We start from the raw sequence: 25,256 nt of genomic DNA on the forward strand, positions 1-25,256 counted from the left end.
GCAAGACGCTCGGCTGGGATACCCCAGCCGAGCGTCTTCGTGATCTACTCACCACCTAAAACCGAGTGGTGTTGCGACGACCCCTTGAACCCAAGGAAGCCGGGGCCCTTGCGCGTACCGTCTCCCCGCGGCGCGGCGGGTGAGGGGCTAGTCGTTGCTGTTGAGGATCGCGATGAGCCGCAGGAACTCCATGTAGATCCACACCAGCGTCAGCGTGAGGCCGAAGGCCGCGAGCCAGGCCTCCTCGCGCGGGGCGCCGTAGGCGACGCCGTCCTCGACCTGCTTGAAGTCCAGGGCGAGGAAGCAGGCGCCGAGCAGGACGCCGATGACGCCGAAGACGACACCGAGGGCTCCGCTGCGGAAGCCGAGGCCGTCACCGCCGCCGAACACGGCGAACAGGGTGTTGACCACCATCAGCAGCACGAAGCCGAGCGCGGCGGCCATCACGAAGCCGTAGAACCGGCGGTTGACGCGGATCCAGCCCGCCTTGTAGGCGACCAGGACGGCGGCGAAGACCGCCATCGTGCCGATCACGGCCTGCATGGCGGCGCCGCTGGCGATGCGGTTGTCGACGACGCTGGAGACCACGCCGAGGAACACGCCCTCGAAGGCCGCGTAGCTCAGGATCAGCGCGGGCGAGGCCTTGCGCTTGAAGGACTGGACGAAGCCCAGCACCATCGCGATCAGCGCGGCGCCGACCCCGAGGCCGTAGGAACGGCTGATGTGCGCGTCGTCGACCGGCAGCAGCGCCCAGGCGAGCGCGGCCGTGACGACCAGCACGCCGAGGGTGGACGCCGTACGGGTGACGACGTCGTCCATCGTCATGCGGCCGGCGGCGGACGGGGCCTGCGGCGGCGCGCCGTACTGCACGTCCTGCTGGGCGTAGGGGTTCTGAGCGTAAGGGTTCTGCGCGTAGGGGTTGCCGCTCTGCGGGGCGTACGGATCGCCCTGCGGGTACGGGCCGCCCTGCGTGCCGACTGCGGGGCCCCCGGCCTGCGGCGCGGTGTTGAAGCCCGCGTAGCCGTTGTCGCGGCTGAACCCCCGTCGCGAGAAGACCGGGTTTCTGCTCCTCATCTCACTCCTCCATGGCCGCACGTCGCGGCCTTGGCTCAAGAGTAATGGAACGGCAAAGGATCGACCCTACTACCTGGGAAGGATCTTTCCCTCGTCCTGCTGCGGAACACGCTACGCGGGCGGGTGATTCCCGGCGACGGCCGGGACCATTCATGACCGGCCCGCGACCTGTCCGGAACCAGCCTGAGATCACCGGGCCCGGACGGCGGACCCTGCGGCGGCCGACGTCAGCCGAGGGGGAAGCCGGTGTAGCCCTCGGCGAGGTCCGTCCCGGCCGCCCGGCAGGAGGCGATCCGCTCCAGCCGCGCCAGTTGCAGGCGCTCCTCGAAGGCGGTGGCCTCCGGCGAGCGGTGCAGCATGGCCGTCATGTCACAGCTGAACCGTTCGGCCTGCCAGACCCGCCGCAGACAGGTCCGCGAGTAGGCGTCCAGCAGCTCGGCGGAGCCGGTCTCCCGCTCGTGGATCAGTGCCCGCGCGAAGGTGACGACGTCGCCGACGGCGAGGTTCAGCCCCTTCGCGCCGGTCGGCGGGACGATGTGGGCGGCGTCCCCGGCGAGGAAGAGCCGGCCGTGGCGCATGGGCTCGTGGACGTAGGACCGCATGGGGGTCACCGACTTCTGGGTGACCGGTCCGCGGGCCAGCCGCCAGCCGTCACCGGTCTCGAACCGGCGCTCCAGCTCGTCCCAGATCGCCTCGTCCGCCCAGACCTGCGGGTCGGTGCCGGCGGGCACCTGGAGGTAGAGGCGGGAGACGGAGGGGGACCGCATGGACAGCAGGGCGAAACCGCGTTCGTGGCGGGCGTAGACGAGTTCGTCGTGGGAGGGGGCGACGTCGGCGAGGATGCCGAGCCAGCCGAAGGGGTACGTCCGCTCGAACACCTGGGAGAGCGCGGCGGGCACGGCCTTGCGCGCCACCCCCCAGTGGCCGTCGCAGCCGACGACGTAGTCGCACTCCAGGACGTCCTCGCGTCCCTCGTGCCGGAAGCGGACCGCGGGACGGTCGCTCTGCGCGCCCTCCACGGCCAGCGCCTCCGCCTCGAACAGCAGCGGGCCGCCCTCGGCGAGCTGGAGGGCTATGAGGTCCTTGCAGACCTCCGTCTGGGCGTACACCGTCACCGACCGCCCGCCGGTCAGGCCGGGGAAGTCGACGCGGTGGCGGCGCCCGGCGAACCGCAGCTCGATGCCGTCGTGCCGCAGCCCCTCCCGGTCCATCCGCTCCCCCGCACCGGCCGCGCGCAGCACGTCCGCGGTGCCCTGCTCGAGGATCCCGGCGCGCTGGCGCTGCTCGACGTAGGCGCGGTCACGGCTCTCCAGGACGACCGAGTCGATCCCGGCGCCGTGGAGCAGCCGGGCCAGGAGCAGGCCGGCCGGGCCGGCTCCGATGATGCCGACAGTGGTGCGCATCGGGCGTTCCTCTCGGCTTGTTCGTGAGGTGAACTTTCCTTCACGAAGTTGCCTGAGTCTCCGCCCGGACCCACCCGATGTCAATGACCGCGGACGCGATCGGGCGGCAAGGGCACGGCCCCCTGAGAGGAAGGAAGGGGGAGGAGGAAGGGGAAGGAAGAGGGGTGAAGGGGAGAGCCGGGGGCGCGGACGCGTTCCCGCGCGCCGGAGCCGGGGCGTCCTTCGAAGCTGGGGCGTCCCTCGAAGCCGGGGCGTCGGCCGGAGCCGGCATCTCCGCGAGAGTCCGGGCCCCCCGCTTCGGACGGAGCCGGCGGAATCGAAGGAGCCGGCGCGGAGAGAACGGCACCTTCGAGACATCACGTGTGCAAAGGAGCCATCGAGGAGGTTGTGCCCGGAACCGGACTTGAACCGGTACGCCCGCGAGGGGCAGCGAGGTTTAAGCTCGCCGTGTCTGCATTCCACCATCCGGGCAGGCCATGGGCTCCGCGCTGAGATCCCGAGCCTATCGGGAGGCGTCCTTCGGACACCGGACAGGCGGACCGATGTTGTCTTATTTTATTGACGTCTGAGGGTGCATCAGCACTCGGAAGGCGCCATCGGCACTTGCCAACAGCCTTGCGGCCGACGGGCGGCCTTGTATGCGGAATGACGGAATTTCACCGTACGAACAAGGACGCTCCACCTGTTCCTGACCTCCCTCTTCGCGGGTGGGAGCGTCCGCGGCGTTCTCAGGGTCCGGAGTCATCCCCAGGTATGACACGGACGCCCGCGGTCCGACCGCAGTCGCCCCCCGGAACCGGAACAGCGGCTGACTTCACGGACGGGATCGCCGGGGACGATGGAGAACGTCCCGAGAACACCGTCGTCCCGACAGGAGCACCCGCCCGTGACCACCTCTTCCATCGCCGGACGCGCCACCGCCGTGGCCGCGCGCGCCACGGATCTGTCGAAGATCTACGGACAGGGCGAGACCCAGGTGGTCGCCCTCGACCGGGTCTCCGTCGACTTCGCGCAGGCCGAGTTCACCGCGATCATGGGCCCCTCCGGGTCCGGCAAGTCCACGCTGATGCACTGCGTGGCGGGCCTGGACACCTTCTCCTCCGGCTCGGTGCGCATCGGCGACACCGAACTGGGCTCCCTGAAGGACAAGCAGCTCACCAAGTTGCGCCGGGACAAGATCGGGTTCATCTTCCAGGCGTTCAACCTGCTGCCGACGCTGACGGCCCTGGAGAACATCACGCTGCCGATGGACATCGCGGGCCGCAGGCCGGACAAGCAGTGGCTGGACTCGGTCATCGACATGGTGGGGCTGTCCGGGCGCCTGGGCCACCGGCCCTCGCAGCTGTCCGGCGGCCAGCAGCAGCGGGTCGCCGTCGCGCGGGCGCTGGCCTCCAAGCCGGACATCATCTTCGGTGACGAGCCCACCGGGAACCTCGACTCGCGCTCGGGCGCCGAGGTGCTGGGCTTCCTGCGCAACTCGGTGCGCCAACTGGGCCAGACCGTGGTGATGGTGACCCACGACCCGGTGGCGGCGGCGTACGCGGACCGGGTGGTGTTCCTCGCGGACGGCAGGATCGTGGACGAGGTGTACGGGCCGACGGCGGACGCCGTCCTGGACCGCATGAAGCAGTTCGACGCCAAGGGCCGCACCAGCTGACACGGCGCCCGGCGCCGACCGCCCCCGCCGCACCCCCCACCTCGTACACCTGGACTGAGACAACCCATGTTCCGCACCGCCTTGCGCAACGTTCTCGCGCACAAGGCCCGGCTCCTCATGACCGTGCTCGCCGTGATGCTCGGCGTCGCCTTCGTGTCGGGGACCCTGGTCTTCACCAACACCATCTCCGACGCCTTCCAGAACAGCTCCGCCAAGGGCTTCGACCACGTCGACGTGGCCGTCGAGGCCAAGCACCAGGACAGCAGGGGCGACCGGGTCGGCACGACGCCCGACCTCACCCAGGCCGTGCTGGAGAAGAGCGCCCGGGTGCCCGGCGCGGCCTCGGCGCTCGGCGTGGTCAAGGGCTTCACCGCGATCGCCGGCAAGGACGGCAAGCTGATCGGCAGCGGCTTCCAGTCCGAGGGGGGCAACTACTGGGGCACGGAGGACCCCCGGTACCCGCTGGCCTCCGGCACCGCCCCGCACGGCAAGGACCAGGTGCTCATCGACTCCGAGACCGCCCGCCGGGCCGGCTACAAGGTCGGTGACACCGTGCGCATCTCCGTCGACGGCCCCGTCCTGACCCCCACCGTCGCCGGCGTCTTCACCACCGACGACGGCAACGTCACCGCGGGCGGCAGCCTCGCCCTGTTCGACACGGCCACCGCCCAGAAGCTGTTCGGCAAGCCGGGCACGTACGACGAGATCGACGTGAAGGCGAAGCAGGGCGTCAGCCAGACGGCGCTGAAGGCCCAGCTGGACGCGGCGCTGCCCAAGGGCAGGACGGAGACCACCACCGGCCGCAAGCTCGCCGACGACCAGGCGTCGATGATCTCCTCGTCGATGAGCAGCATGAAGCAGGGCCTGCTGGTCTTCGCCGGCATCGCGCTCTTCGTCGGCACCTTCATCATCGCCAACACCTTCACCATGCTGGTCGCCCAGCGCACCAAGGAGCTGGCGCTGCTGCGCGCGGTGGGCGCCTCCCGCCGCCAGGTCACCCGGTCCGTGCTGATCGAGGCGTTCGTGGTGGGCGCGGTGGCCGCCGTGACCGGTCTGCTGGCCGGTATCGGCATCGGCGCCGGGCTGAAGTCGCTGCTGGGGTCGTTCGGCGCGACCGTGCCCGACGGACCGCTGGTCATCACGCCCGGCACGGTCGTCGCGGCCCTCGCCGTCGGCGTCCTCGTGACCATGCTGGCCGCGTGGCTGCCCGGCCGCCGCGCCGCGAAGATCCCGCCGGTGGCGGCGATGAGCAGCCTGCACGCCCAGGCCACCACCAAGTCGCTGGTGCTGCGCAACACCCTGGGTGCCCTGTTCACCGCGGCCGGCGTCGCGGTGGTCCTCGGGGCGACCACGATGGACTCCGACTCGGCCCAGGCCCCCATGGGGCTCGGCGCCGTGCTGCTGATCATCGGCGTGTTCATCCTGACGCCGCTGCTGTCCCGTCCGCTGATCGCCGCCGCGGCGCCCGTGCTGCGCGTCTTCGGTGTCTCCGGCAAGCTGGCCCGGCAGAACTCGGTGCGCAACCCGCGCCGCACGGCGGCCACCGCGTCCGCGCTGATGATCGGGCTGACCCTGATCACCGGTATGACGGTGATGGCGGGCAGTCTCCAGCAGGCGATCGACAAGATGGCGTCGTCCGCGATCCGCGCCGACTACGTGGTGTCGATGGCCAACGGCAACGGCCTCTCCCCGGACGTCGACAAGAAGCTGAGCGGCACGCCGGGCGTCATCGCCACCAGCCCGCTGCGCGAAGCGCCCTCCCGCATCGGCGGCGAGACCGAGTACCTGACCGGTGTCAACGGCGCCGCCATCGGCAAGCTGACCGAGCTGAAGGTGCGGGACGGTTCCTTCACGGTCGGCGGCAGCCGGGTCGTGGTCGACGACAAGACCGCGAAGGCCCACCGCTGGACGGCGGGCTCCGGCTTCACCGTCCACTACGAGGACGGCAAGCAGCAGAAGCTCACGGTCGCCGGGGTCTACGAGGGCAACGACATGATCCAGGGCATCATGCTCGACAACGCCGTGCTCGCCCCGCACCAGAGCGACGCGACCGACATGCAGGTCATGGTCAAGACCGCCGACGGCGCCTCCGACGCCGCCAAGGACAAGCTGGTCGAGGCGCTCGGCTCCAACCCGGCGATCCAGGTCCAGAGCAAGAAGGACATCTCCAACGACATCGCCAAGTCCTTCACGCTGATGCTGAACATGCTCTACGGCCTGCTCGCGATGGCGGTGATCGTGGCGGTCCTCGGCGTCATCAACACCCTGGCGATGTCGGTCTTCGAACGCTCGCAGGAGATCGGGATGCTCCGCGCGATCGGCCTGGACCGCAGGGGCATCAAGCGGATGGTCCGCCTGGAGTCCCTGGTGATCGCCCTGTTCGGCGGGGTCCTCGGGATCGGCCTGGGCGTCTTCTTCGGCTGGGCGGCCGGTGAGCTGATCGGCAGCAAGATGGCGACGTACGAACTGATCCTGCCCTGGGGGCGGATGGCCGTCTTCCTGCTGCTGGCGGCGGCGGTCGGCGTCCTCGCGGCCCTGTGGCCGGCCCGCCGCGCGGCCCGTCTGAACATGCTGCAGGCCATCAAGTCGGAGTGATCCGGCGCGCACACACGCCGAGGGGCCCGTTCCGGGTCTTGGGTTCTAGTGTTCGTTGCAACACCCCAGTTCAAGGGGTGCGATGGACTTCGAGGTTCGAGGGGACCGGACTCCGCAGGGTCCCAGGAAGCTGTCACGTGAGCGGGAGGCATACTCCCGGCTCGTGCAGCAGGGCTACAGCAACACCGAAGCGTGCCGGATCGTCGGCGTTGACCGCAGGACGGGCAACAAGTGGCGTAACGGCCGCTGGGAGCGGAACCGGAAGCCGGTACCACCGATCAATCTGGTGGTACCGGCTTCCGGCCCTTCCCGGTACCTGAGCGAGGACGAGCGGATCCACATCGCCGACCGGCTGCGGGAGAAGGCCACCGTGCGGGCGATCGCCGCGGAGCTGGGCCGCAGCCCGTCCACGGTCAGCCGTGAGATCCGCCGCAACCGCCACCCCGCGAGCGGGGCCTACCGCCCACACGCCGCCCAGGCCCGCGCCGATGCCCGCCGGCCCCGCCCCAAGCCCCGCAAGATCCTCCAGAACCCTGAGCTGCGTGAGGCCGTCCAGGCGATGCTGGACGAGAAGTGGAGTCCGGAGCAGATATGCCAGGCTCTGCGGCAGAAGTTTCCCGACCGGCCGGAGATGCACGTGGTCCACGAGACCGTCTATCAGGCGCTCTACATCCAGGGCAGGGGGCAGCTGCGGCGTGAGATCGCCGGCGCCCTGCGATCCGGCCGCGCCCGGCGCAGGCCCCAGCGACAGGCCAACTGCCGCCAGACACGCTTCACCACACCGATGGTGATGATCAGTGAACGCCCGGCCGAGGCCGTTGACCGGGCCGTGCCCGGCCACTGGGAAGGCGACCTGATCATCGGCAAAGACGGCAGGTCCGCGATCGGCACCCTGGTCGAACGCGCCACCCGCTACGTCATGCTCCTGCACCTGCCCGGCGAGCACAGCGCCGAGGCCGTCCTTGCCGCTCTGACAGCCACCGTCCAGACCCTGCCCGCCCAGCTGATGCGGTCCCTGACCTGGGACCAGGGCAGCGAGATGGCCCGGCACGGCGAGTTCACCCTCGCCACCGACATCCCGGTCTACTTCTGCGACCCCGCCAGCCCCTGGCAGCGCGGCTCCAACGAGAACACGAACGGCCTGCTGAGGCAGTACTTCCCCAAGGGCACCGACCTGTCCGTCCACACCCCCGAGCACCTGGCCGCCGTCGCCGACCAGCTCAACCGCCGCCCACGCAAAACGCTCGGCTGGGAAACCCCAGCCGAGCGCCTGCATAAACTGCTCACGGCCTGATCAACACGACCACGTGTTGCAACGACCGCTGGAAACCGCCGGTGGAACGGGCCCCTCGGCGTGCCGCGGCGGCTACGGCGTGTCCGGCGCCCCCCACGTGCGGGCCCGCAGCGGCATCCCCGAGTCACCGGATTCGGGGGTCTTCACCACGAGCACCTGGTTGACGCCGATGCGGTTGCGTTCGAAGGCGAGCGCGGAGGCCGCCATGTACAGCCGCCAGACGCGGGCGCGGCCGGGGCTGGTGAGCCGTACGGCGCGGTCCCAGTCCGCCTCCAGGTTGGCGACCCAGCGGCGCAGGGTGAGCGCGTAGTGCTCGCGGATCGCCTCGACGTCGCGCACCTCGAAACCGGCGCGCTCCAACTGGGTGACCGTGGTGCCGATCGGGGCGAGTTCGCCGTCCGGGAAGACGTAGGCGTCGATGAACTCGTCCACCCGGTAGGCCGACTCGTCGCGCTGGGGGCGGCGGCCGATCTGGTGGTTCAAAAGCCGCCCGCCGGGCTTGAGGAGGGCGTACAGGTCGGTGGTGTACTCCAGGTAGCGGGCGGCGCCGACGTGCTCGGCCATCCCGATGGAGGAGATGGCGTCGTACGGCCCGTCGGACACGTCCCGGTAGTCCTGGACGCGGATCTCCACCCGGTCGGTCAGACCCTCGTCGGCCACCCGCTTCCTGGCGTACGCCGCCTGCTCCTGGGAGAGGGTGACGCCGACGACGCTCACGCCGTGCTCGCGGGCCGCGTGGATGGCCATGGAGCCCCAGCCGCAGCCCACGTCCAGCAGGCGCTGACCGGGCTTCAGGTCCAGCTTGCGGCTGACGAGTTCGAGCTTGTCGCGCTGCGCCTCCTCCAGGGTGGCGCCGGGCTCGGGGGCCGGCCAGTAGGCGCAGGAGTACACCATGGACGGGCCGAGGACGATCTCGTAGAAGTCGTTGCCGACGTCGTAGTGGTGGCTGATGGCCTGCTTGTCGCTGCGCCTGGTGTGCAGGTGGCCGGGCCGGCGGACCTCCTCGGCGGGCGGGGCGGGCGGCAGCGGGAGACCGGCCATCCTCACCAGGCCCGCCACCGCGGAGCGCACCGACGGGTCGCGCAGCGCCTGGGTGAGGCCGCGGGCGTCCTCACCGCGCTCCCAGATGAGACCGGAGAGCAGGCCGAGGGCGGTGTAGAGGTCTCCCTCCACGGTCAGGTCGCCGGAGACCCAGGCGCGGGCCAGGCCCAACTCCCCGGGCTTGAAGAGCAGCCGGCGCAGGGCGCGCCGGTTGCGTACGACGAGAACGGGCGCTGCGGGTGGCCCCGCCTCCGTACCGTCCCAGGCGCGGATGCGCACCGGGAGCGGTGTTCCCAGCACCTGTTCGAGCAGTCTCGTGAGCCGCAGCGCGGCGTCGGGCATGGTGCACACCTCCGTGACGGCGAACGCCGGATGTCATCCACCACGTAAACACCACGAGGGCCACCGCGCAGTCCCGCAAGCGGGTTACGACTGGGCAAAGTAGATGCAGCGGCCACGTATTTCGGTGTGCCGAGTCCGGCATCCGGAGTGCGGCGCACGCGCGCGAGACGCCGGGCACGGCTTTCCCCGCACCGCATCCGGACGCGCGCGGCCGGGCCGGGCGTGTCCGGGAACGCCGAAGGGGCCGCCCGCACCACGGATGGCGGGCGGCCCCTTCGGGGAGCGCGGCTCAGGAGCGGGACCCGGGGGTACGAGGTGGGACTCGGCACCCGGGACGGGCGGCTCGGCGAGGACGGCTCAAGGGACTGCGTCGGCCCGGCGTCAGGACGCCTTGGCCTTCTCCTCGGTCTTCGGCGCGGCGGCGACCGGGGCGGGCTTGGCGGCCTCGTAGAACTCCTCGCGGGGGTTCTCCATGGCGCCCAGCGAGACGACCTCGCGCTTGAGGAACATGCCGAGGGTCCAGTCCGCGAAGACGCGGATCTTGCGGTTCCAGGTCGGCATGGCCATGCCGTGGTAGCCGCGGTGCATGTACCAGGCGAGACGGCCCTTGAGCTTGATCTTCATCTTGCCCATGACGATCATCGCGACGCCCTTGTGCAGGCCGAGACCCGCGACCGCGCCCTTGTTCGCGTGGCTGTAGTCCTTCTGCGGGAAGCCCCGCATGCCGGAGACCACGTTGTCGCCGAGGACCCTGGCCTGGCGCAGCGCGTGCTGGGCGTTGGGCGGGCACCAGGCGTTCTCGTTGCCCGCCTTGCGGCCGACGAGGTCCGGGACCTGGGCGTTGTCGCCCGCGGCCCAGATGTAGTCGGTGCCCTGCACCTGGAGGGTGGGCGCGCAGTCGACGTGACCGCGGGGGCCGAGGGGCAGGCCGAAGCGGGAGAGCACCGGGTTGGGCTTGACGCCGGCCGTCCACACGATGGTGTTGGAGTCGACCTCCAGGCCGTTCTTCAGCACGACGTGGCCGTCGACGCAGGAGTCCATGGACGTGGAGAGGTAGATCTCCACACCGCGGCTCTCCAGGTGCTCCTTGCCGTACTGGCCGAGCTTGGGGCCGACCTCGGGGAGGATCTTGTCGGCGGCGTCGACCAGGATGAAGCGCATGTCCTCGCGGGACACGTTGGTGTAGTACTTGGCCGCGTCCCGGGCCATGTCCTCGACCTCACCGATGGTCTCCGCACCGGCGAAGCCACCGCCGACGAAGACGAAGGTGAGCGCCTTGCGGCGGATCTCCTCGTCGGTGGTCGAGTCGGCCTTGTCGAGCTGCTCGAGGACGTGGTTGCGCAGGCCGATGGACTCCTCGATGCCCTTCATGCCGATGCCCTGCTCGGCGAGGCCGGGGATCGGGAAAGTGCGGGAGACCGCGCCCATGGCGATGACCAGGTAGTCGAAGGGCAGCTCGTACGCCTCGCCGACCAGCGGGGCGATCGTGGCGACCTTGCGGTCCTGGTCGATGGTGGTGACCCGACCGGTGAGGACCTCCGCCTTGGGGAGCACGCGCCGCAGCGGGACGACGACGTGACGCGGGGAGATGCTGCCGGCGGCGGCTTCGGGGAGGAAGGGCTGGTAGGTCATGTACGACCGGGGGTCGACGACCGTGACGGTCGCCTCTCCGTAGCGCATCTTCTTGAGAATGCGCCGAGCTGCGTACAGGCCTACGTACCCACCGCCTACTACGAGGATCCTGGGACGCTCCGTGGTGCTCATGGCATCGAGTATCCACCCGTCGGCGGGGGGTACCTCGTGCGCCCCTTCACAAGGTTCGCAAGTGCCTGTGCTAAACTGCGCGGCCCGCGTGACCGAGATCATGGTGACGCGAGGGAACCAGGATCCGGTTCGAACCGTTGTCAAGGGCGCGTGAGCTGCCGCTCCGGCCCGACGGCGCCCCGGTGAAGCAGCCTCCCACTGGCGGTCCACACCTCCCCCGGAGTGCTCCCCTGAGCACCCTCACCTCCCCGCTGAGCCCCCGTGGGGGCCGACCGCACCCCTCCGGTGAGGGTGCGTGGGGCAATTCCTTGTGAAGAACTTCACGAAGTTTTCCGACAGGGTGTCACCGCGGGCCCCGCCGGGCCCTTCCCCGCCGCTCGTACGCCGTCCGGCCTGCTCAGCCGGCGCCGCCGGAAGGCGGGCGAAGGGGGTGCGGGCGGGGGCGGGCGAGGGGCTCCGCCACCGGCCGCTCGGGGGCTCGTGGCTCCGGCCGCACAAGGGCCGGCGGCGCCGGCCCTTGTGCGAGGGCTCGCGCCACCGGCCGGTCACGCCACCGACCGGGCGATCCCGTCGAGGATCGCTCACGAACGCGACTCCCGACAGATGCCGCGTGTACACGTGCACGCGTACACTGACCTCATGACTGAGAACACTGAGAACACCGTGACCGTGCGGGAAGCCCGCGCGCATCTCGCCGACCACATCAAGCGGGCTGAGGAAGGCGTCCCGACTGTCATCACGCGCAACGGCACCCCGGTGGCGGCCGTGGTGCCGGTCTCGGACTTCGAAGCGCTGGAGGAAGCGGCCGACGTGATGCTGGCGCGCGAGGCCGAAGCGGTGCTGGCCGAGGGAGGCAGCACCGTGACCATGGCGGAACTGCTGGCGGACCTGTTCACCGAGCGAGACGGCGAGGCGGCGTGAAGTACGCCTTCCGGTTCACCACGGCGGCGCAGCGGCAGTTCCGGGCCATCAGCCGGCCCGACGCCATGCGTATCCTGACCGCGCTGACCGCACTCGGTGACGACCCGTACCGCCAGGACGCCGACGTCAAGAAGCTCACCGGCCCGTCGGGCCTCTACCGGCTCCGGGTCGGAAGCTACCGGATCGCCTACCAGATCAACGACGGTGAACTCGTCATCCTGGTCGTCAAGGTGGGCGACCGGCGGGACGTCTACCGCGACCTGTGACGCCCCGCCCGGCACCGAGACCGTCGGGCACCGGCCCTCAACGCACCTCGCTCGCCGCGTAATGAGCGATCCCGTCCAGGATGTCGTGCTCGCTGACGACGACCTCCCGCGCTCCGACACGTTCCATCACGGCGAGCAGCACCAGGGCGCCCGCGCCGATGACGTCGACCCGGCCGGGGTGCATCGACGGGATCGTCGCGCGCTCGGCGTGCGTGGAGTGCAGCAGGGACGTGGTGATCTCGCGGACCCGGTCACGGGAGACGCGGGAGTGGTGGATGCGCGTCGAGTCGTACTCGGGCAGCTCCTGCGCGATGGCCGACACCGTCGTCACCGACCCGGCCAGACCCACCAGCGTGTGCGCCTCGCGCAGCGGGACCGTCTCCTCGGCGAGGTCGAGGGCCGCCTCGATGTCGGCCCTCATCGCCGCGATCTGCTCCTCGGTGGGCGGGTCGCTCACCGCGCCCTCGCGGACCAGGTGACGCTCGGTCATCCGGACGCAGCCCACGTCCACCGAGCGCGCCGCCCGCACGTGCTCCTCGCCCACCACGAACTCCGTGGAGCCGCCGCCGATGTCCACCACCAGGAACGGCTTGGCGAGGTCGTCACGCCCCGTCAGTTCCTTCGTCGCACCCGTGAAGGAGAACTCGGCCTCCTGGTCGCCCGAGATCACCTCCGGCTCGACTCCGAGGATGTCCACCACGCCGCGCACGAACTCGTCCCGGTTCTCCGCGTCCCGGGAGGCGGAGGTCGCCACGAAGCGCAGCCGCTCGGCGCCGTACTCCTTGATGACCTGCGCGTACTCGCGGCAGGCCGCGAACGTGCGCTCCAGCGCCTCGGGTGCGAGCCGGCCGGTGCGGTCGACGTCCTGACCGAGCCGCACGATCGTCATGCGCCGGTCGAGGTCGACCAGTTCGCCCGTTTCCGGATTCGCGTCCGCGACGAGCAGACGGATGGAGTTCGTACCGCAGTCGATGGCCGCGACCCGCGTCACCGGTCACCCTCCTCATGGTCCTCGGGCACCGTCACGCACGGGCCCTTGCGCCACCACTCGGGCAGCATCGCGATGGCCTCGTCGCCCAGCGGGTTCACCCCCGGGCCGGCGGCCAGCGAGTGCGCCACCAGGACGTGCAGGCACTTGACCCGGTCCGGCATGCCGCCCGCGCTCGGAAAGCCCGTCAGTTCCTCGATCTCGTCCCGGCGCCGGATGTAGTCCTCGTGCGCGGCCCGGTAGGCCGCCGCCAGTTCCGGGTCGGTGGCCAGCCGCTCGGTCATCTCCTTCATCACGCCGTCGGCCTCCAGCGTGCCGATCGCGGAGGAGGCCCGCGGGCACGTCAGGTAGTACAACGTCGGGAAGGGTGTGCCGTCGGGCAGCCGCGGGGCCGTCTCCACGACGTCCGGCTGCCCGCACGGGCAGCGGTGCGCGATCGCGCGCAGCCCGCGCGGCGGGCGGCCGAGCTGCTGCTTGAAAGCCTCGACGTCCGCGTCGGTCGGTGCGGTGCGCGGGGTGGGCGGCGGGGGCGTTTCCATGCCTGTCGGGATGTCTCTCTGTCGGTTCACTGGCGGGCGGCGTCGGACTTGTCGACGCCGTACCAGACGTTGGTGTACCAGGGGCGGCGGGCCGTCCCCTGCTCGGCGCGGGACTGCTTGACCGGCCCCGGGTCGACCACGGTGTAACCGGTCTCGCCGGGCAGCACGTAGTGCAGCCTGCGCCGGATCTGCTGCTGGGCGTAGGCGTCGTCCTGCCAGCGCGCCTTCAGGTCGCGCAACTGCTCGACCCGCTGCTGCGCCTGCGCCTTCTGCCGCTCGAGGTCGGCGATGTCGGCGCGCTGGGCGACGTACTGCCGCATCGGGTAGGCGAGGGCGACCACCATCGAGCACACGACGAGCGCGAGCAGCGCGGCGCGCCCGGTGAGCCGGGAGCGGCGGGCCTGGCGCCGGGTCTGGGAGCGGTAGACACGGGCCGCGGTCTGCTCGCCGAGCAGCCTGAGCCTGGTCGCGGTGGAGAACCGGTCCCGGTCCTTCACGGCCATCGTCCCGCCTCCCGTCGGTCGTCTCGTACGCGCCGCACACGCGCGTACGTCCCCGGACACGGTACGGGACCGGGTACGGGGACGTACGGGCGACTGGCTGAGCCTCACTCTTCGCGGCCCGGCTCGGCCGTGGTGCGGTTCAGCCCTCGAAGCGGCTGTTCAGCCCTTGAGCCGCTGCTCAGCCCTTGAAGCGAGGGAAGGCGCTGCGGCCGGCGTAGACCGCGGCGTCGTCGAGGATCTCCTCGATGCGCAGCAGCTGGTTGTACTTGGCGACGCGCTCGGAGCGGGCCGGGGCGCCGGTCTTGATCTGACCGCAGTTGGTGGCGACGGCGAGGTCGGCGATGGTGACGTCCTCGGTCTCGCCGGAGCGGTGCGACATCATGCACTTGAAGCCGCTGCGCTGGGCCAGCTCGACGGCGTCCAGGGTCTCGGTGAGCGAACCGATCTGGTTCACCTTCACCAGCAGGGCGTTGGCGGCGCCCTCCTCGATGCCGCGGGCCAGGCGCTCGGGGTTGGTGACGAACAGGTCGTCACCGACGAGCTGGACCTTCTCGCCGAGCTTGTCGGTGATGATCTTCCAGCCGGCCCAGTCGTCCTCGAACAGCGGGTCCTCGATGGAGACCAGCGGGTAGGCCGCGACCAGCTCCTCGTAGTACTCCGTCATCTCGGCGGCGGAGCGCTCCTTGCCCTCGAAGAGGTACGCGCCGTCCTTGTAGAACTCGGAGGCGGCGACGTCGAGGGCCAGGGCGATCTGCTCGCCCGGGGTGTAACCGGCTTCCTTGATGGCCTCGAGGATGAGGTCGAGGGCCTCGCGGTTGGAGCCGAGGTTCGGGGCGAAGCCGCCCTCGTCGCCGAGGCCGGTGGCCAGACCCTTGCCCTTCAGGACCTTCTTGAGGGTGTGGTAGACCTCGGTGCCCCAGCGCAGGGCCTCGGAGAAGGACTCCGCGCCGATCGGGGCGATCATGAACTCCTGGATGTCCACGTTGGAGTCGGCGTGCGAGCCGCCGTTCAGGATGTTCATCATCGGCACCGGCAGCAGGTGCGCGTTCGGGCCGCCCAGGTAGCGGAAGAGCGGGAGGTCGCTGGCCTCGGAGGCGGCGTGGGCGACGGCGAGGGAGACGCCGAGGATGGCGTTGGCGCCGAGCGAGCCCTTGTTGTCGGTGGCGTCCAGGTCGAACATGGCCTGGTCGATCAGGCGCTGCTCGGTGGCGTCGTAGCCGACCAGCTCCGGGCCGATCTGCTCGATGACGGCCAGGACGGCCTTCTCGACGCCCTTGCCCTGGTAGCGGTTCGGGTCGCCGTCGCGCAGCTCGATGGCCTCGAAGGCGCCGGTGGAGGCGCCGGACGGAACGGCGGCACGACCCGTGCTGCCGTCGTCGAGGCCGACCTCGACCTCGACCGTGGGGTTGCCTCGGGAGTCCAGGATTTCCCGGGCTACGACGACGTCGATGGACGGCACGAGCATCTCCTTCGTGGATGTGACGCTGAAAGTGCGGGGCGGTCTGCCTTGCGGCTGTGCCTTGCGACTAGAGCCTAACCGTCCCGGGCCGCCGACCGACCGACCGACCGTCCCGTGGACAGGGTGACGGTACACATTGTTCCAGCACGGAACAAAGGGCGGAGGGGCGGGGACGCGAACGGGAAGTGAAAAAGCCCCGCCCCGGTGCGTACGGGGGAACACGCACCGGGGCGGGGAGCCCGTGGGGACGGGGGCGGCCCCACGCGGCCTCCATCGTGGAGGCCGCGCCTGGGGAGGGCCTGGGGTACGGCTAGCGGCTCGCTGTCACTTCAGGTGGAGCTGCTGGCCCGGGTAGATGAGGTCGGCGTCGTCGACGATGTCCTTGTTCAGCTGGAACAGCTTCTCCCAGCCGCCGCGCACGCCGTGCTCGGTGGCGATGGAGCTGAGGGTGTCGCCGGCGGTCACCTTGTACTCGCCGTCACCCTTCTTGACCTTCTTGCCGGTCGGGGTGGTGACGGTCTTCTTCGGGGCCGGACGCGTCGCGGAGCGGTCGGCCGCCCGCTGCTCGGTCGAACGGGTCGAGGTGCTGCTCTTGGAGCTGCTGGAGCTGCTGCTCGACGAGGACGACGAGGAGGAGGAAGAAGAGGAGGAGGAGGAGGACGACGAGGAGCTGCTGCCGCCGCTGGAGGAGGCGCCGGACAGGCCCTTGCCGCAGACCGGCCAGGCACCCTTGCCCTGGCCCGCGAGCACCTTCTCGGCGACGGCTATCTGCTGCGACTTGCTCGCCAGGTCGGCGCGCGAGGCGTAGGCGGTGCCGCCGTACGCGGCCCAGGTGGAGTTGGTGAACTGCAGGCCGCCGTAGAAGCCGTTGCCGGTGTTGATGGACCAGTTGCCACCGGACTCGCACTGGGCGACCGCGTCCCACTCGGAGGTGGTGGCGGCGGAGGCGTTGCCGGCCGCCATCAGCGGGCCGGCGACGGCGACACCGGCGACACCGGCGAGTGCGATGGCGCGGGTGGCCTTGGACGGACGACGATGCTTGCCCTTGCCGGAAAACAGCATGGAAGGATCCCCTCACCGACGCCTGCGAGGTGAGCTGTCGGGTTCGGGCCGGTTGAGTTGCCCGGCCGTGCCCTTGGGGAGGCACGGCTTCACCCCCAGCCGCTCCGGTCGTCCGACCGGCGCGGCAACTTACCTTGGGTCCCCCGCTCCTGCCTTCGGCGCTCGAAGCGACGACTGTTCCCGTACGGCCGCTGGCAGGATTCGGCGTTGCGGCAGCCGGGGCTCGCGGTGGCGAGCGGTCATGACCGTAGACAGGTGATCGGCCGGATTTCAAAGACGATCAGGGCTTCTGAGACTCATCCCACACTTTCACCGAATGGGACATTCGACGCGAAGCGTGACGTGAACTCCGCCTACTTTCGGGCGTTTTCAGCGGGGACATCCAGGCTCTGACCGGCGACGATGTGGTCGGGGTCGGCGCCGATGGAGCCCTTGTTCGCGTCGTAGAGCGCGTGCCATCCGCCGTGGAGGTCAAGGGAGTCGGCGATGGACGTGAGGGAGTCGCCGGTGCGGACGGTGTAGGAGGCGGCGGACGAGGCGTGGGCGGCGCCGCCCTCGCGCGAGGCGTGCCGGCCGCCCGTCGCGCCCGTACGGCCCTCGGCGGCCCCTTCGTCGGCACTGCCGCCGCGGTGGCGGCCGCCTCCGAGCGCACCGGTGTCGACGAGGGCCGAAGAGCCGACGCTCTGCCCGTAGTTGTCCGGGGAGCCGGACTCGTCCCCGCCGCCGGAGCCGTCCGGCCACGGGGTGGTGTCGGACGCGTCCGGGCCGTGGGAGGTGCCGGACTTGGGCGGGTTGCCCGTCTTGGTGGGCGAAGAGGGCGAAGTGGAGGGCTTCGTGGCGGAGTCGCCCGGTGCGCCGCTCCCGTGGGCGGAGCCGACTCCCTTGGGGGTCTGCGCCGAAGAGCCGGACGAACCGGACGAGTCGCCCGTACCGCTCTGCGTGCCGTCAGGCAGACCCGGGTCGTTCACGCCGGACGGCCCCGAACCGTCCGCCCCGCCGCGCCCCTCGGAGTCGTCGGCGCCGTCGGCTGAACCGGACGATCCGGAGGAACCGGAGGAGCCAGAGGTGCCCGAGGACCCGGTCGAGCCGGAGGAGCCCGCAGTGGTCCCGTCCGAGCCGGACTTCGAGGACGACGAGTCGCCGCCCACGCCCGTGTCGACGTCCGCCGCGCCGGAACTCCTGGTGAGCCCGGAGAGCAGCCCGCAGGTGTGCCAGGCGCCGGGACCGCGGTCGGCGAGGATCTTCTCGGCCACGGCTATCTGCTGGGAGCGGCTGGCCTGGTCGGCGCTGGCCGCGTAGGACAGGCCGCCGTACTTCTCCCAGTCGTCCTGGGTCAGCAGCAGGCCGCCGTAGTAGCCGTTGCCGTTGTCGGCGCTCCAGGAGCCGCCGGTCTCGCACTGTGCCACCTTGTCCCAGGTGGTGCCGTCGGCCGCGCTCGCGCCGGAGGCGGCGACCAGGGGGATGGCGATGGCCGATCCGGTCACTCCGGCGGCGACGATGAGGGCCGGAGCCTGACGGGGGCGACGGTGACGACCGTTCCCGGAGAGCATGCGGAGACCTTTCGCACGACAACAGTGACCGGCGTGGCGGGAGGCTGGAAGGCCCCGGCGTCACACTGATGGGTGAAAGTAGCCGGTGACGATCACTTGTCACAAGTTAATGCCGCACAGATCACGTGACGATCACATAGTTGAGCGCGTGTCACCTTCGTGGCCGTCAGTGCCGGGGTGTACGGCCCCGAAGCGCACGGGCAGGGTCCGCAGCCCGCGCATGATGAGGCCGCCGCGCCAGCGCAGGTCCGCCGGGTCGGCGTCGAGCCGCAGGTCGGGCAGCCTGGTGAGGAGGGTGGCCAGCGCGGTCTGTCCCTCCAGGCGCGCGAGGGGGGCGCCCAGGCAGTAGTGGATGCCGTGCCCGTACCCCAGGTGCTGGTTGTCGCGGCGGCCGAGGTCGAGGGTGTCGGGGTGGGCGAACCGCTCCGGGTCGCGGTCGGCTGCGGCGAGGACGACCAGGACCGGGTCGCCGGCGGCGATGTCCTGCCCGCCCAGGGTGAGCGGCCGGGTGGCGAACCGCCAGGTCGCCAGCTCCACCGGCCCGTCGAAACGCAGCAGTTCCTCCACCCCGGTCTCCAGCAGTCCCCGGTCGCCGCCGGCGAGGGAACGCTGCAGCCGTTCCCGCTCGCCGGGGTGGGTGAGCAGGGCGTACATGCCGTTGCCGATGAGGTTGACGGTCGTCTCGAAACCGGCGAACAGGAGGATGAAGGCCATCGCGGCGGCCTCGTTCTCGGTGAGGTGCTCGCCGTGGTCGGAGGCGCGGATGAGACCGGAGATGAGGTCCTCGCCCGGGGTGGGTTCGGCGGGCAGCGCCTCGCGCTTGCGGTGGATCAGCTCGGCCAGGTAGCCGCGCATCTTCTTCACCGAACGGGCCACACCGCCCCGGGGGCCCTTGCCGTGCCGGATCATCATGCCCGCCCAGTCCCGGAAGTCGTCCTGGTCCTCGCGGGGGACGCCGAGCAGGTCGCAGATGGCGTAGATGGGCAGCGGGAAGGCGAACTCGTGGATGAGGTCGGCGGTGCCGCGCGCGGCGAAGGAGGCGATGAGGCCGTCGGCCAGTTCCTGCACGCGCGGCGCGAACTCGGCGACCCGGCGGGGCGTGAACGCCTTGCTGACCAGCCGGCGCAGCCGGGTGTGGTCCGGCGGGTCGATGTTCAGCAGATGCGTCATCAGGTCGGCCTTGCGCTCGCCGGGGATGCCGGTCCTGCCCCGGGCGTGCGCGGGCTCGTCGTGGTGGGCCGGGTTCTTGGACAGCCGGGAGTCGGCGAGGGCCTGCCGGGCGTCGGCGTACCGGGTGACCAGCCAGGCCTCCACACCGCTGGGCAGCCGGGTGCGGTGCACGGGGGCGTGCTCGCGCAGCCAGGCGTACGCCGGGTAGGGGTCGCTGGCGAATTCCCAGGTGAACAGCGGGGGCGGGGCGGGGACGGAGGAGGGGGTGTCCGGCTGGTCGTGCATGGGGCGACAGTAGCCGCCTGGGCGGAGGGCGGCCGGGCGGGGCGGGCGGACGCCTCGGGTCCGCGCCCCCCTTCTCCCGGCGCTCTCAGGCGCCCTCCGTCTTCCTGATCGCGTCCCTGTACGCGCGGGCCGCCGCCCGCAGTGCCGCCTCCGGGTCGACCCCATCGGTCTCGGCGCGGGCGGCCAGGGCCAGGAGTTCGTAGCCGATGCCCTCGCCCCGGGGCAGGGGCACCTGGAGGCCCGCCGTGCGTGCCCGCGAGGCGAGTTTCGCCGCGAGGGCGAGGCCGGGCTGGTGGACGGGGACGCCGTCCGTGACGGAGGCGCGCCGCTTCTCCTCCGCCTTGGTGCGCAGCCAGTGCTCCTTGACGTCCTCGGGGGTCTCGGCGCTCTCCTCACCGAAGACGTGCGGGTGGCGGTGGATCAGCTTGGCGACGATGCCGCCCGCGACGTCGTCGACCGAGAAGGGCTCCTCGGGGTCCTCCTCGGCGATACGGGAGTGGAAGACGACCTGGAGCAGCACGTCCCCCAGTTCCTCGCGCAGCTCGTGCCGGTCACCGTCCTCGATCGCCTCGACCAGCTCGTAGGCCTCCTCGATGCCGTACTTCGCCAGGCCCTGGTGGGTCTGCCGGGACGACCAGGGACATTCGGCGCGGATGCGGTCCATCACCTGCACCAGGTCGAGCAGGCGGGCGCCGGGCAGGTCGTAGGAGGCGGGGAGCAGCTCCAGCTCCGGCATGGCGAGGCGGCCGGAGCCGGCGAGCCGGGCGAGGCCGTCGGTGAGGGCCGGTTCGCCCTCGCCCGTGGCCACGACCACGACCGTGCGGCCGCCGGCGCAGGCACCGACCAGGTCCTCCGCGGTCGGGGACGCCTCGGTCACGGTGACGCCCGCCTCGCGCAGGTACGGCAGTTGCGGATGCGTCCCGTCCGCGCACAGCACCCGGTCGGCCGTGCGCAGCGCCTGCCAGGCGGGCCAGGACAGCAGGCCGGGGGCGACCCGGTGGCTGGTGGTGAGCAGGACGATGCGGCCGGCGGGGGCCGTCTCGGCGGTGCGGGCGGAGGTCGTGTTCACCCTTCGAACGTAACGCACGCCACGGACGCGCCGAGGAGTTGTCCACAGGCCGGGGAGATCCCGGACCTGCGCCACCGCGCACCCGCTCCCGCAGGGGCCGCCGGGGCCGGTCCGACGGGGCGCGGTACGACGACGAGCGGGCCGCTGGGGCCGGTCGACGACCGGGCCGTCCGGGCCGACCCGACGGCGAAGGGCCGCCCGGCCGACCCCACGGCGAAGGGCTGCCGGGGGGCTGTCCGTCCCGGCCGGGCCGCCCCAGCCGTCGGGCGTCAGGCCCCCGGGGGTTCAGGCCGTCTGGTGTCACGCCCCCGGGCATCAAGGCCGTCTGGTGTCACGCCCCCGGGCGTCAGGCGGCCTGCTGGGTGGCGGGCGCCGAGACGTCCCGCAGCCACGGCGTCTTCGCCGCGACCCCGCCCTTCTGCACGTCCCAGCTCCCGTAACGCGGGTTCAGGTCGACGTGGAGCGCGCCGGACGCGGCGGAGAGGGCGTTCCAGAAGGCCGGCCTGCTGGTGTCCGTGTTCAGCTTCGCCGCGAGCTTCTGCGCCTCGATCTGGAGGCGGAGGCTGTCGTCCAGGCGCTGCGGCGCCACCCCGTACTGCTGGAGCCAGCCCGTCTCCAGCGCCTTGGCGCCGCCCGCCCGCTGTTCGAGACCGGAGCGTGCCGTCTGCACCTCGCGGCGGGTGACGGTGACGCCCGCGTCACCGGCCGCCCGGTCCAGCACCCGGTCGAGCACCATCTGGTGCAGGGTGTCCCGGTTGAGCGTGCCGGTCCGGGCGACGACCTGCTCGTACTGCGTCTCGTCGGCCACCGCCGCCCGCTGCGCCCGGCGCACCTCGTCGACCCGGCTCTGTACTTGCGCGACGGTGATGCGCTCCCCGCCCACGACGGCCGCGGCGCCGGGGTGCGCCTCGCTTCCGCAGGCGGTGAGGAGGGGGGCCGCCGCGACGATCGCGGCGGACAGGACGAGCGCGGTGCGACGGCGGCGGTGCAAGGGAACCTCCCGTTGGAGATTGCAACAACAGGTGCGGCGCGCGGCGCCCCCACCGGGGCGGTGGCCGGGCGACGGGCGGGCGCACAAAGTCTTGCGGTGATCGATGGTAGGCAGCGGCCGTGCTCCGGCCAAGCCATTGGACCAACGATTCGCCGCGGCTTCGGGCACCGCCGCGTCACCCTCCGCGGCTCCCGGGACCGCGTTCGCCGCCCCGCCGGGGTCAGCCGGTGATCGCCACCGGGGCGTCCCACGCGTCACGGTCGACGGTGAGGGTGTAGCCGCGGCGCGTCTCCTTGCTGTTCACCTGGTACTGGTGGGCGCGGCTGTGGTCGGTGTACTGGGTCCGGCCGAAGGGCCAGTCCGTGGTGGTGGTGTCCTTCTTGTCCCACAGCGCGTACCAGAGGTTGCCGGGCAGGTCGGTCCTGTTGCTCGCGGTGGCGACGGCCTTGGCGCTGGAGCTGGTGAAGCCGTAGAAGCCCGCGCGGTAGGTCTTGGCGCGCAGTTGCTTGTCGAAGGCGCGGACGTAGGCCAGTACGGCGTCGTTGCACGCCTTGTCCGTGACGGCGTACGGCTCCATGTCGAGGTAGACGGGGCTGCCGGCCTTCATGCCGAGCGCGGACGCCTTGGCCACGGCGTCCTTGGCGTCGCTGCTGCCCAGGGACGCGGCGGTCGCGGCGGTGAGCTTCTCGGGGCTGGAACTCTTCTGGCAGGGCGGCTGGGCGCCGACGTAGAGCGGGACGAGTTTCCAGCCGAGGGAGCTGACCGACTTCACCCAGGAGGCGGTGAGGTTGGGCTGGGCGCAGCCGCGGTTGCGGCCGCCGATGTAGACGGCGGCGCCGCCGTAGTAGCCATCGGCGCGCCAGGCCTTCATGGCGCTGAGCGAGGGCGCGGTGCAGGTGTCGAAGGCACGGCCGGTGAAGGTCTTCTGCGCGGGCCAGGACGTGGCGGCCATCGAGGTCTGCGCGGCGATCCCGCCGCCCGCGACGACCGCGGCCCCTGCCACCGCCCAGGTGATGTACCTGCGCTTCTTGGACTGCCGGTGTTCGGCCATCCCCACCCCTATGTTTCGGTGCGTGCGCGTGTACTACAGGCGCACGTGTGTGCTGGAGCGCGTACGGCGGCGGTCACACGGCGTACGTCCACTGGAAGTGTCTTCAGGTCTCCCCGGCGTGGCGCGCACGGTCGGTGCGCCGCCGCGTTCTCGCGCCTGAAGCGGATCGCACGGTAGCCGACGCAGCTTGTGCGAACGGGAAACAGTTCCCCTCCGGCACCCCTCGTTTTCTCCAAGCGACGGCAAAATCGGCCGCGTCGCCGGTGCGGCGGGCGGGGGCCTCCAGCCGACTCGCCGGTCTTGACCGAGTGTTGGCCCGCTTCTGACCTGTCCATGATCTCCTGGCCCCAGGGGCGTCATAGGGTCCGGTGGCCACCCCCATGGCTCGTTCCGAAGGACTTTGATGCACCTCCCCTCCCGCGCCGCCCGCGTTCTGACGGTGGCCGCGCTCCCCCTGGTCCTGGCCGCCTGCGGCTCCTCCGGGGACACCAAGGCCACGTCGTCCTCCCAGGACACGCCGGCCGCCTCTGCGGCGTCCTCGGCCAAGGACCCCGACGCCGGACTGCTCACCGGCACGCAGCTGAAGAAGGCCCTCGCCCCGGCGTCCTTCTTCCCGTCCGGTTTCAGCTCCGACCCGTCGAGCACGCGGGACACCGGAGACACGTTCACGCCGCCGGCCACCAAGAGCCCGGCGAAGCCCGACTGCGCGCACCTGGACGGCACGGGCTGGGTCGACGTCACCGGTATCACCGGGGTGTCGTTCGCGCAGGGCGACTACGTCGACAAGGACACGTCCCAGGAGATCTCCCAGGAGATCGACGCCTACCGGGGCACCACCGCCGCGAGCGTGCTGGAGGCCGTCCGGAAGACCGCCGCCTCCTGCACGTCCTTCACCGACTCCGGCACCCACAGCACGGTGAAGGCCGCGGGCAGCACCACCACGGGACTCGGTGACGGCGCCTACACCGTCACGCTGACCGACAGCGCCTGGGAGAACGGCACCACCCTGATCGCCGCCCGCCAGGGCGCCAACGTCGTCACCGTGCTCTCCACCGACGGCCACGACAACGGCGCGGCCACGGCGAAGAAGCTGGCGCGGCGGATCGTCGCGTCCCTGAAGACGGCTTCCTGACCGCAGGGGCGGACGGGGCCACGCCCCCCGCCCCGTGGCTTAATCTTGCCCCCTGCTGTGTCCGCGCCCGACCGGGGCGGACCGTGTGGGGGGGGATGAGATCGACGTGGAGAAACGCCTCGAAGCCGGCTGGTTCCAGCGGATCGCCTGGGTGGTCCTCGCCTGGGGCTCGCTGGGCATGCTCATGTGGGTGCCCTTCCTGTACGTGGCGATCCGCCGGGGGCGGGGCTCGGACTGGGGGGCCTTCGCCTCGTTCCTGCTCTACGAGTGCGTGACGGTGACCTGGATCGCCCTCATGCCCGACGAGGGGCAGGACGACCTGCTGTTCGGCTTCGTCATCATCGGCTGCATGCTCGTGGCCGCGCTGATGCTGCTGTTCGCCCTGTTCGACAAGCGGTCACCGCAGGGGGCTCCGCCCGCGTACGGGCCCCCGCGGGCCGCGGCGCCGGGGCCGTACGGGTATCCGTACGGACGTTAGGCCGCGTTCAGTTCGCACCAGACGACCTTGCCGCGGTTGCCCTCCCTGGCCAGCGGCTGCCACCCCCACAGGTCCGCGCAGGCCTTGACCAGCGCCAGCCCGCGCCCCTCCTCCGACTCGGCGACCTTCTCCAGCGGCACCGGCGGCTCCGGCGGGACGGGGTCCGCGTCCCAGGCACCGATCCGCAGCACGCCCGCCGCCCAGCGCACCCGCAGGGCGGCCGGCCCCTTCGTGTGCCGTACGGCGTTGGAGACCAGCTCGGTCGCCAGCAGCTCGGCCACGTCCACCAGCCGGATGAGGCCGTGCATGGTGAGGATGAGGCGGAGGGTGCGGCGGCTGACGGTGACGGCGCGGAGGTCGTTGGGGAGGTAGAGGCAGTACTCCCAGGGATCGGCGGGGGCATGGCTGTTTTCGGGCATGGGGGGACTCCGTCCGTCGAGTGAGGGGTGCGGTTCCTGGATTCCGCTGCGGTGTCCGGGCGGTGGCCTTGCCGCAGCCGTCATGGCAGGACGGAGCGGTGCGCTTCCGGGGCCCCGGGGTTTCGCAGGGTGAGCGTCGCGTCACCGACGGTAGGTCTAAATCTAGGGACGCTGCAAGCGGGTCGCGTAATCTGACCCCCGAA

General features: G+C 71.3%; 22 protein-coding genes, 1 tRNA gene and 1 riboswitch. Of the genes, 7 read left to right on the forward strand and 16 right to left on the reverse strand.

The window, feature by feature from the left end; all coding sequences use genetic code 11:
• Positions 1–147: 147 nt before the first annotated feature.
• From ABZ719_RS20465 to ABZ719_RS20475, 3 genes are all read right to left on the reverse strand, one after another.
• Complete coding sequence (locus ABZ719_RS20465; protein ID WP_366726597.1) at positions 148–1,074, reverse strand: Bax inhibitor-1/YccA family protein; 927 nt, start codon at positions 1,072–1,074, stop codon at positions 148–150.
• A gap of 227 nt (positions 1,075–1,301) precedes the next feature.
• A complete protein-coding gene (locus tag ABZ719_RS20470; RefSeq protein WP_366726598.1) occupies positions 1,302–2,477 on the reverse strand; it encodes a 4-hydroxybenzoate 3-monooxygenase in 1,176 nt (391 codons plus the stop codon).
• A gap of 388 nt (positions 2,478–2,865) precedes the next feature.
• Positions 2,866–2,948 (reverse strand) — tRNA-Leu (locus ABZ719_RS20475).
• Positions 2,949–3,363: 415 nt separating this feature from the next.
• Between ABZ719_RS20475 and ABZ719_RS20480 the strand changes: the two genes are divergently transcribed.
• From ABZ719_RS20480 to ABZ719_RS20490, 3 genes are all read left to right on the forward strand, one after another.
• A complete protein-coding gene (locus ABZ719_RS20480; RefSeq protein ID WP_037852858.1) occupies positions 3,364–4,134 on the forward strand; it encodes an ABC transporter ATP-binding protein in 771 nt (256 codons plus the stop codon).
• 66 nt (positions 4,135–4,200) lie between these two features.
• Positions 4,201–6,729 carry an FtsX-like permease family protein gene (locus ABZ719_RS20485; RefSeq protein ID WP_366726599.1) on the forward strand — a complete coding sequence of 843 codons (2,529 nt, stop codon included), beginning with the start codon at positions 4,201–4,203 and terminating at the stop codon, positions 6,727–6,729.
• Between the two features lie 82 nt (positions 6,730–6,811).
• Positions 6,812–8,023: an IS30 family transposase gene (locus ABZ719_RS20490; protein ID WP_366726600.1), complete on the forward strand. Its 1,212-nt coding sequence runs from the start codon at positions 6,812–6,814 to the stop codon at positions 8,021–8,023.
• Between the two features lie 72 nt (positions 8,024–8,095).
• Here ABZ719_RS20490 and ABZ719_RS20495 read toward each other — a convergent pair whose 3' ends face one another.
• Both ABZ719_RS20495 and ABZ719_RS20500 read right to left on the reverse strand, forming a co-directional pair.
• Complete coding sequence (locus ABZ719_RS20495) at positions 8,096–9,406, reverse strand: cyclopropane-fatty-acyl-phospholipid synthase family protein (protein ID WP_366726601.1); 1,311 nt, start codon at positions 9,404–9,406, stop codon at positions 8,096–8,098.
• A gap of 381 nt (positions 9,407–9,787) precedes the next feature.
• Positions 9,788–11,170: an NAD(P)/FAD-dependent oxidoreductase gene (locus tag ABZ719_RS20500; RefSeq protein WP_366726602.1), complete on the reverse strand. Its 1,383-nt coding sequence runs from the start codon at positions 11,168–11,170 to the stop codon at positions 9,788–9,790.
• Positions 11,171–11,809: 639 nt separating this feature from the next.
• On the opposite strand from ABZ719_RS20500, the gene ABZ719_RS20505 reads away from it, so the two are divergent.
• Positions 11,810–12,091: a type II toxin-antitoxin system Phd/YefM family antitoxin gene (locus ABZ719_RS20505; RefSeq protein WP_366726603.1), complete on the forward strand. Its 282-nt coding sequence runs from the start codon at positions 11,810–11,812 to the stop codon at positions 12,089–12,091.
• Positions 12,088–12,357, forward strand: coding sequence for a type II toxin-antitoxin system RelE/ParE family toxin (locus ABZ719_RS20510; protein WP_366726604.1), 270 nt, complete (start codon positions 12,088–12,090; stop codon positions 12,355–12,357). The genes ABZ719_RS20505 and ABZ719_RS20510 overlap by 4 nt, the downstream gene beginning before the upstream one ends.
• A 37-nt stretch (positions 12,358–12,394) precedes the next feature.
• On the opposite strand, the gene ABZ719_RS20515 is transcribed toward ABZ719_RS20510, so the two are convergent.
• The 10 genes from ABZ719_RS20515 to ABZ719_RS20560 form a co-directional block, all read right to left on the reverse strand.
• Positions 12,395–13,348: a Ppx/GppA phosphatase family protein gene (locus ABZ719_RS20515; RefSeq protein WP_366726605.1), complete on the reverse strand. Its 954-nt coding sequence runs from the start codon at positions 13,346–13,348 to the stop codon at positions 12,395–12,397.
• Positions 13,345–13,884 (reverse strand): DUF501 domain-containing protein, encoded by a 540-nt coding sequence (locus tag ABZ719_RS20520; protein WP_366726606.1) that lies wholly within the window; start codon positions 13,882–13,884, stop codon positions 13,345–13,347. Before ABZ719_RS20520 ends, ABZ719_RS20515 begins: the two co-directional genes overlap by 4 nt.
• Before the next feature lie 26 nt (positions 13,885–13,910).
• Positions 13,911–14,387: a septum formation initiator family protein gene (locus ABZ719_RS20525; RefSeq protein ID WP_366726607.1), complete on the reverse strand. Its 477-nt coding sequence runs from the start codon at positions 14,385–14,387 to the stop codon at positions 13,911–13,913.
• Between the two features lie 178 nt (positions 14,388–14,565).
• Entirely contained in the window at positions 14,566–15,852 is a 1,287-nt protein-coding gene (gene eno, locus ABZ719_RS20530) for a phosphopyruvate hydratase (protein ID WP_366726608.1), read from the reverse strand.
• A gap of 318 nt (positions 15,853–16,170) precedes the next feature.
• Positions 16,171–16,908 (reverse strand): transglycosylase family protein, encoded by a 738-nt coding sequence (locus ABZ719_RS20535; protein WP_366726609.1) that lies wholly within the window; start codon positions 16,906–16,908, stop codon positions 16,171–16,173.
• Between the two features lie 4 nt (positions 16,909–16,912).
• Positions 16,913–17,079, reverse strand: a riboswitch (cyclic di-AMP (ydaO/yuaA leader).
• Between the two features lie 182 nt (positions 17,080–17,261).
• Entirely contained in the window at positions 17,262–18,458 is a 1,197-nt protein-coding gene (locus tag ABZ719_RS20540; RefSeq protein WP_366726610.1) for a transglycosylase family protein, read from the reverse strand.
• A gap of 132 nt (positions 18,459–18,590) precedes the next feature.
• Positions 18,591–19,913 carry a cytochrome P450 gene (locus ABZ719_RS20545; protein ID WP_366726611.1) on the reverse strand — a complete coding sequence of 441 codons (1,323 nt, stop codon included), beginning with the start codon at positions 19,911–19,913 and terminating at the stop codon, positions 18,591–18,593.
• A gap of 85 nt (positions 19,914–19,998) precedes the next feature.
• Positions 19,999–20,982, reverse strand: a complete 984-nt coding sequence (locus ABZ719_RS20550; RefSeq protein ID WP_366726612.1) for a nucleoside triphosphate pyrophosphohydrolase — start codon at positions 20,980–20,982, stop codon at positions 19,999–20,001.
• A gap of 346 nt (positions 20,983–21,328) precedes the next feature.
• A complete protein-coding gene (locus ABZ719_RS20555) occupies positions 21,329–21,973 on the reverse strand; it encodes a SurA N-terminal domain-containing protein (protein ID WP_366726613.1) in 645 nt (214 codons plus the stop codon).
• 220 nt (positions 21,974–22,193) lie between these two features.
• On the reverse strand, positions 22,194–23,024 hold the full coding sequence (locus ABZ719_RS20560) for a glycoside hydrolase domain-containing protein (RefSeq protein ID WP_366726614.1): 831 nt from the start codon (positions 23,022–23,024) through the stop codon (positions 22,194–22,196).
• Positions 23,025–23,427: 403 nt separating this feature from the next.
• On the opposite strand from ABZ719_RS20560, the gene ABZ719_RS20565 reads away from it, so the two are divergent.
• Together ABZ719_RS20565 and ABZ719_RS20570 are read left to right on the forward strand one after the other, a co-directional pair.
• Positions 23,428–24,156, forward strand: coding sequence for a hypothetical protein (locus ABZ719_RS20565; protein WP_366726615.1), 729 nt, complete (start codon positions 23,428–23,430; stop codon positions 24,154–24,156).
• A 106-nt stretch (positions 24,157–24,262) separates the two neighbouring features.
• The gene (locus ABZ719_RS20570) at positions 24,263–24,634 is read left to right on the forward strand and encodes a hypothetical protein (protein WP_366726616.1); all 372 of its coding nucleotides are present in this window, start codon (positions 24,263–24,265) and stop codon (positions 24,632–24,634) included.
• On the opposite strand, the gene ABZ719_RS20575 is transcribed toward ABZ719_RS20570, so the two are convergent.
• Entirely contained in the window at positions 24,631–25,053 is a 423-nt protein-coding gene (locus ABZ719_RS20575) for an ATP-binding protein (protein WP_366726617.1), read from the reverse strand. The two genes, ABZ719_RS20570 and ABZ719_RS20575, sit on opposite strands and share 4 nt — an antisense overlap.
• Between the last annotated feature and the right edge of the window lie 203 nt (positions 25,054–25,256).

Source organism: Streptomyces sp. NPDC006743 (genome assembly GCF_040703815.1).
In the GTDB taxonomy this organism is placed as follows: Bacteria; Actinomycetota; Actinomycetes; order Streptomycetales; family Streptomycetaceae; genus Streptomyces.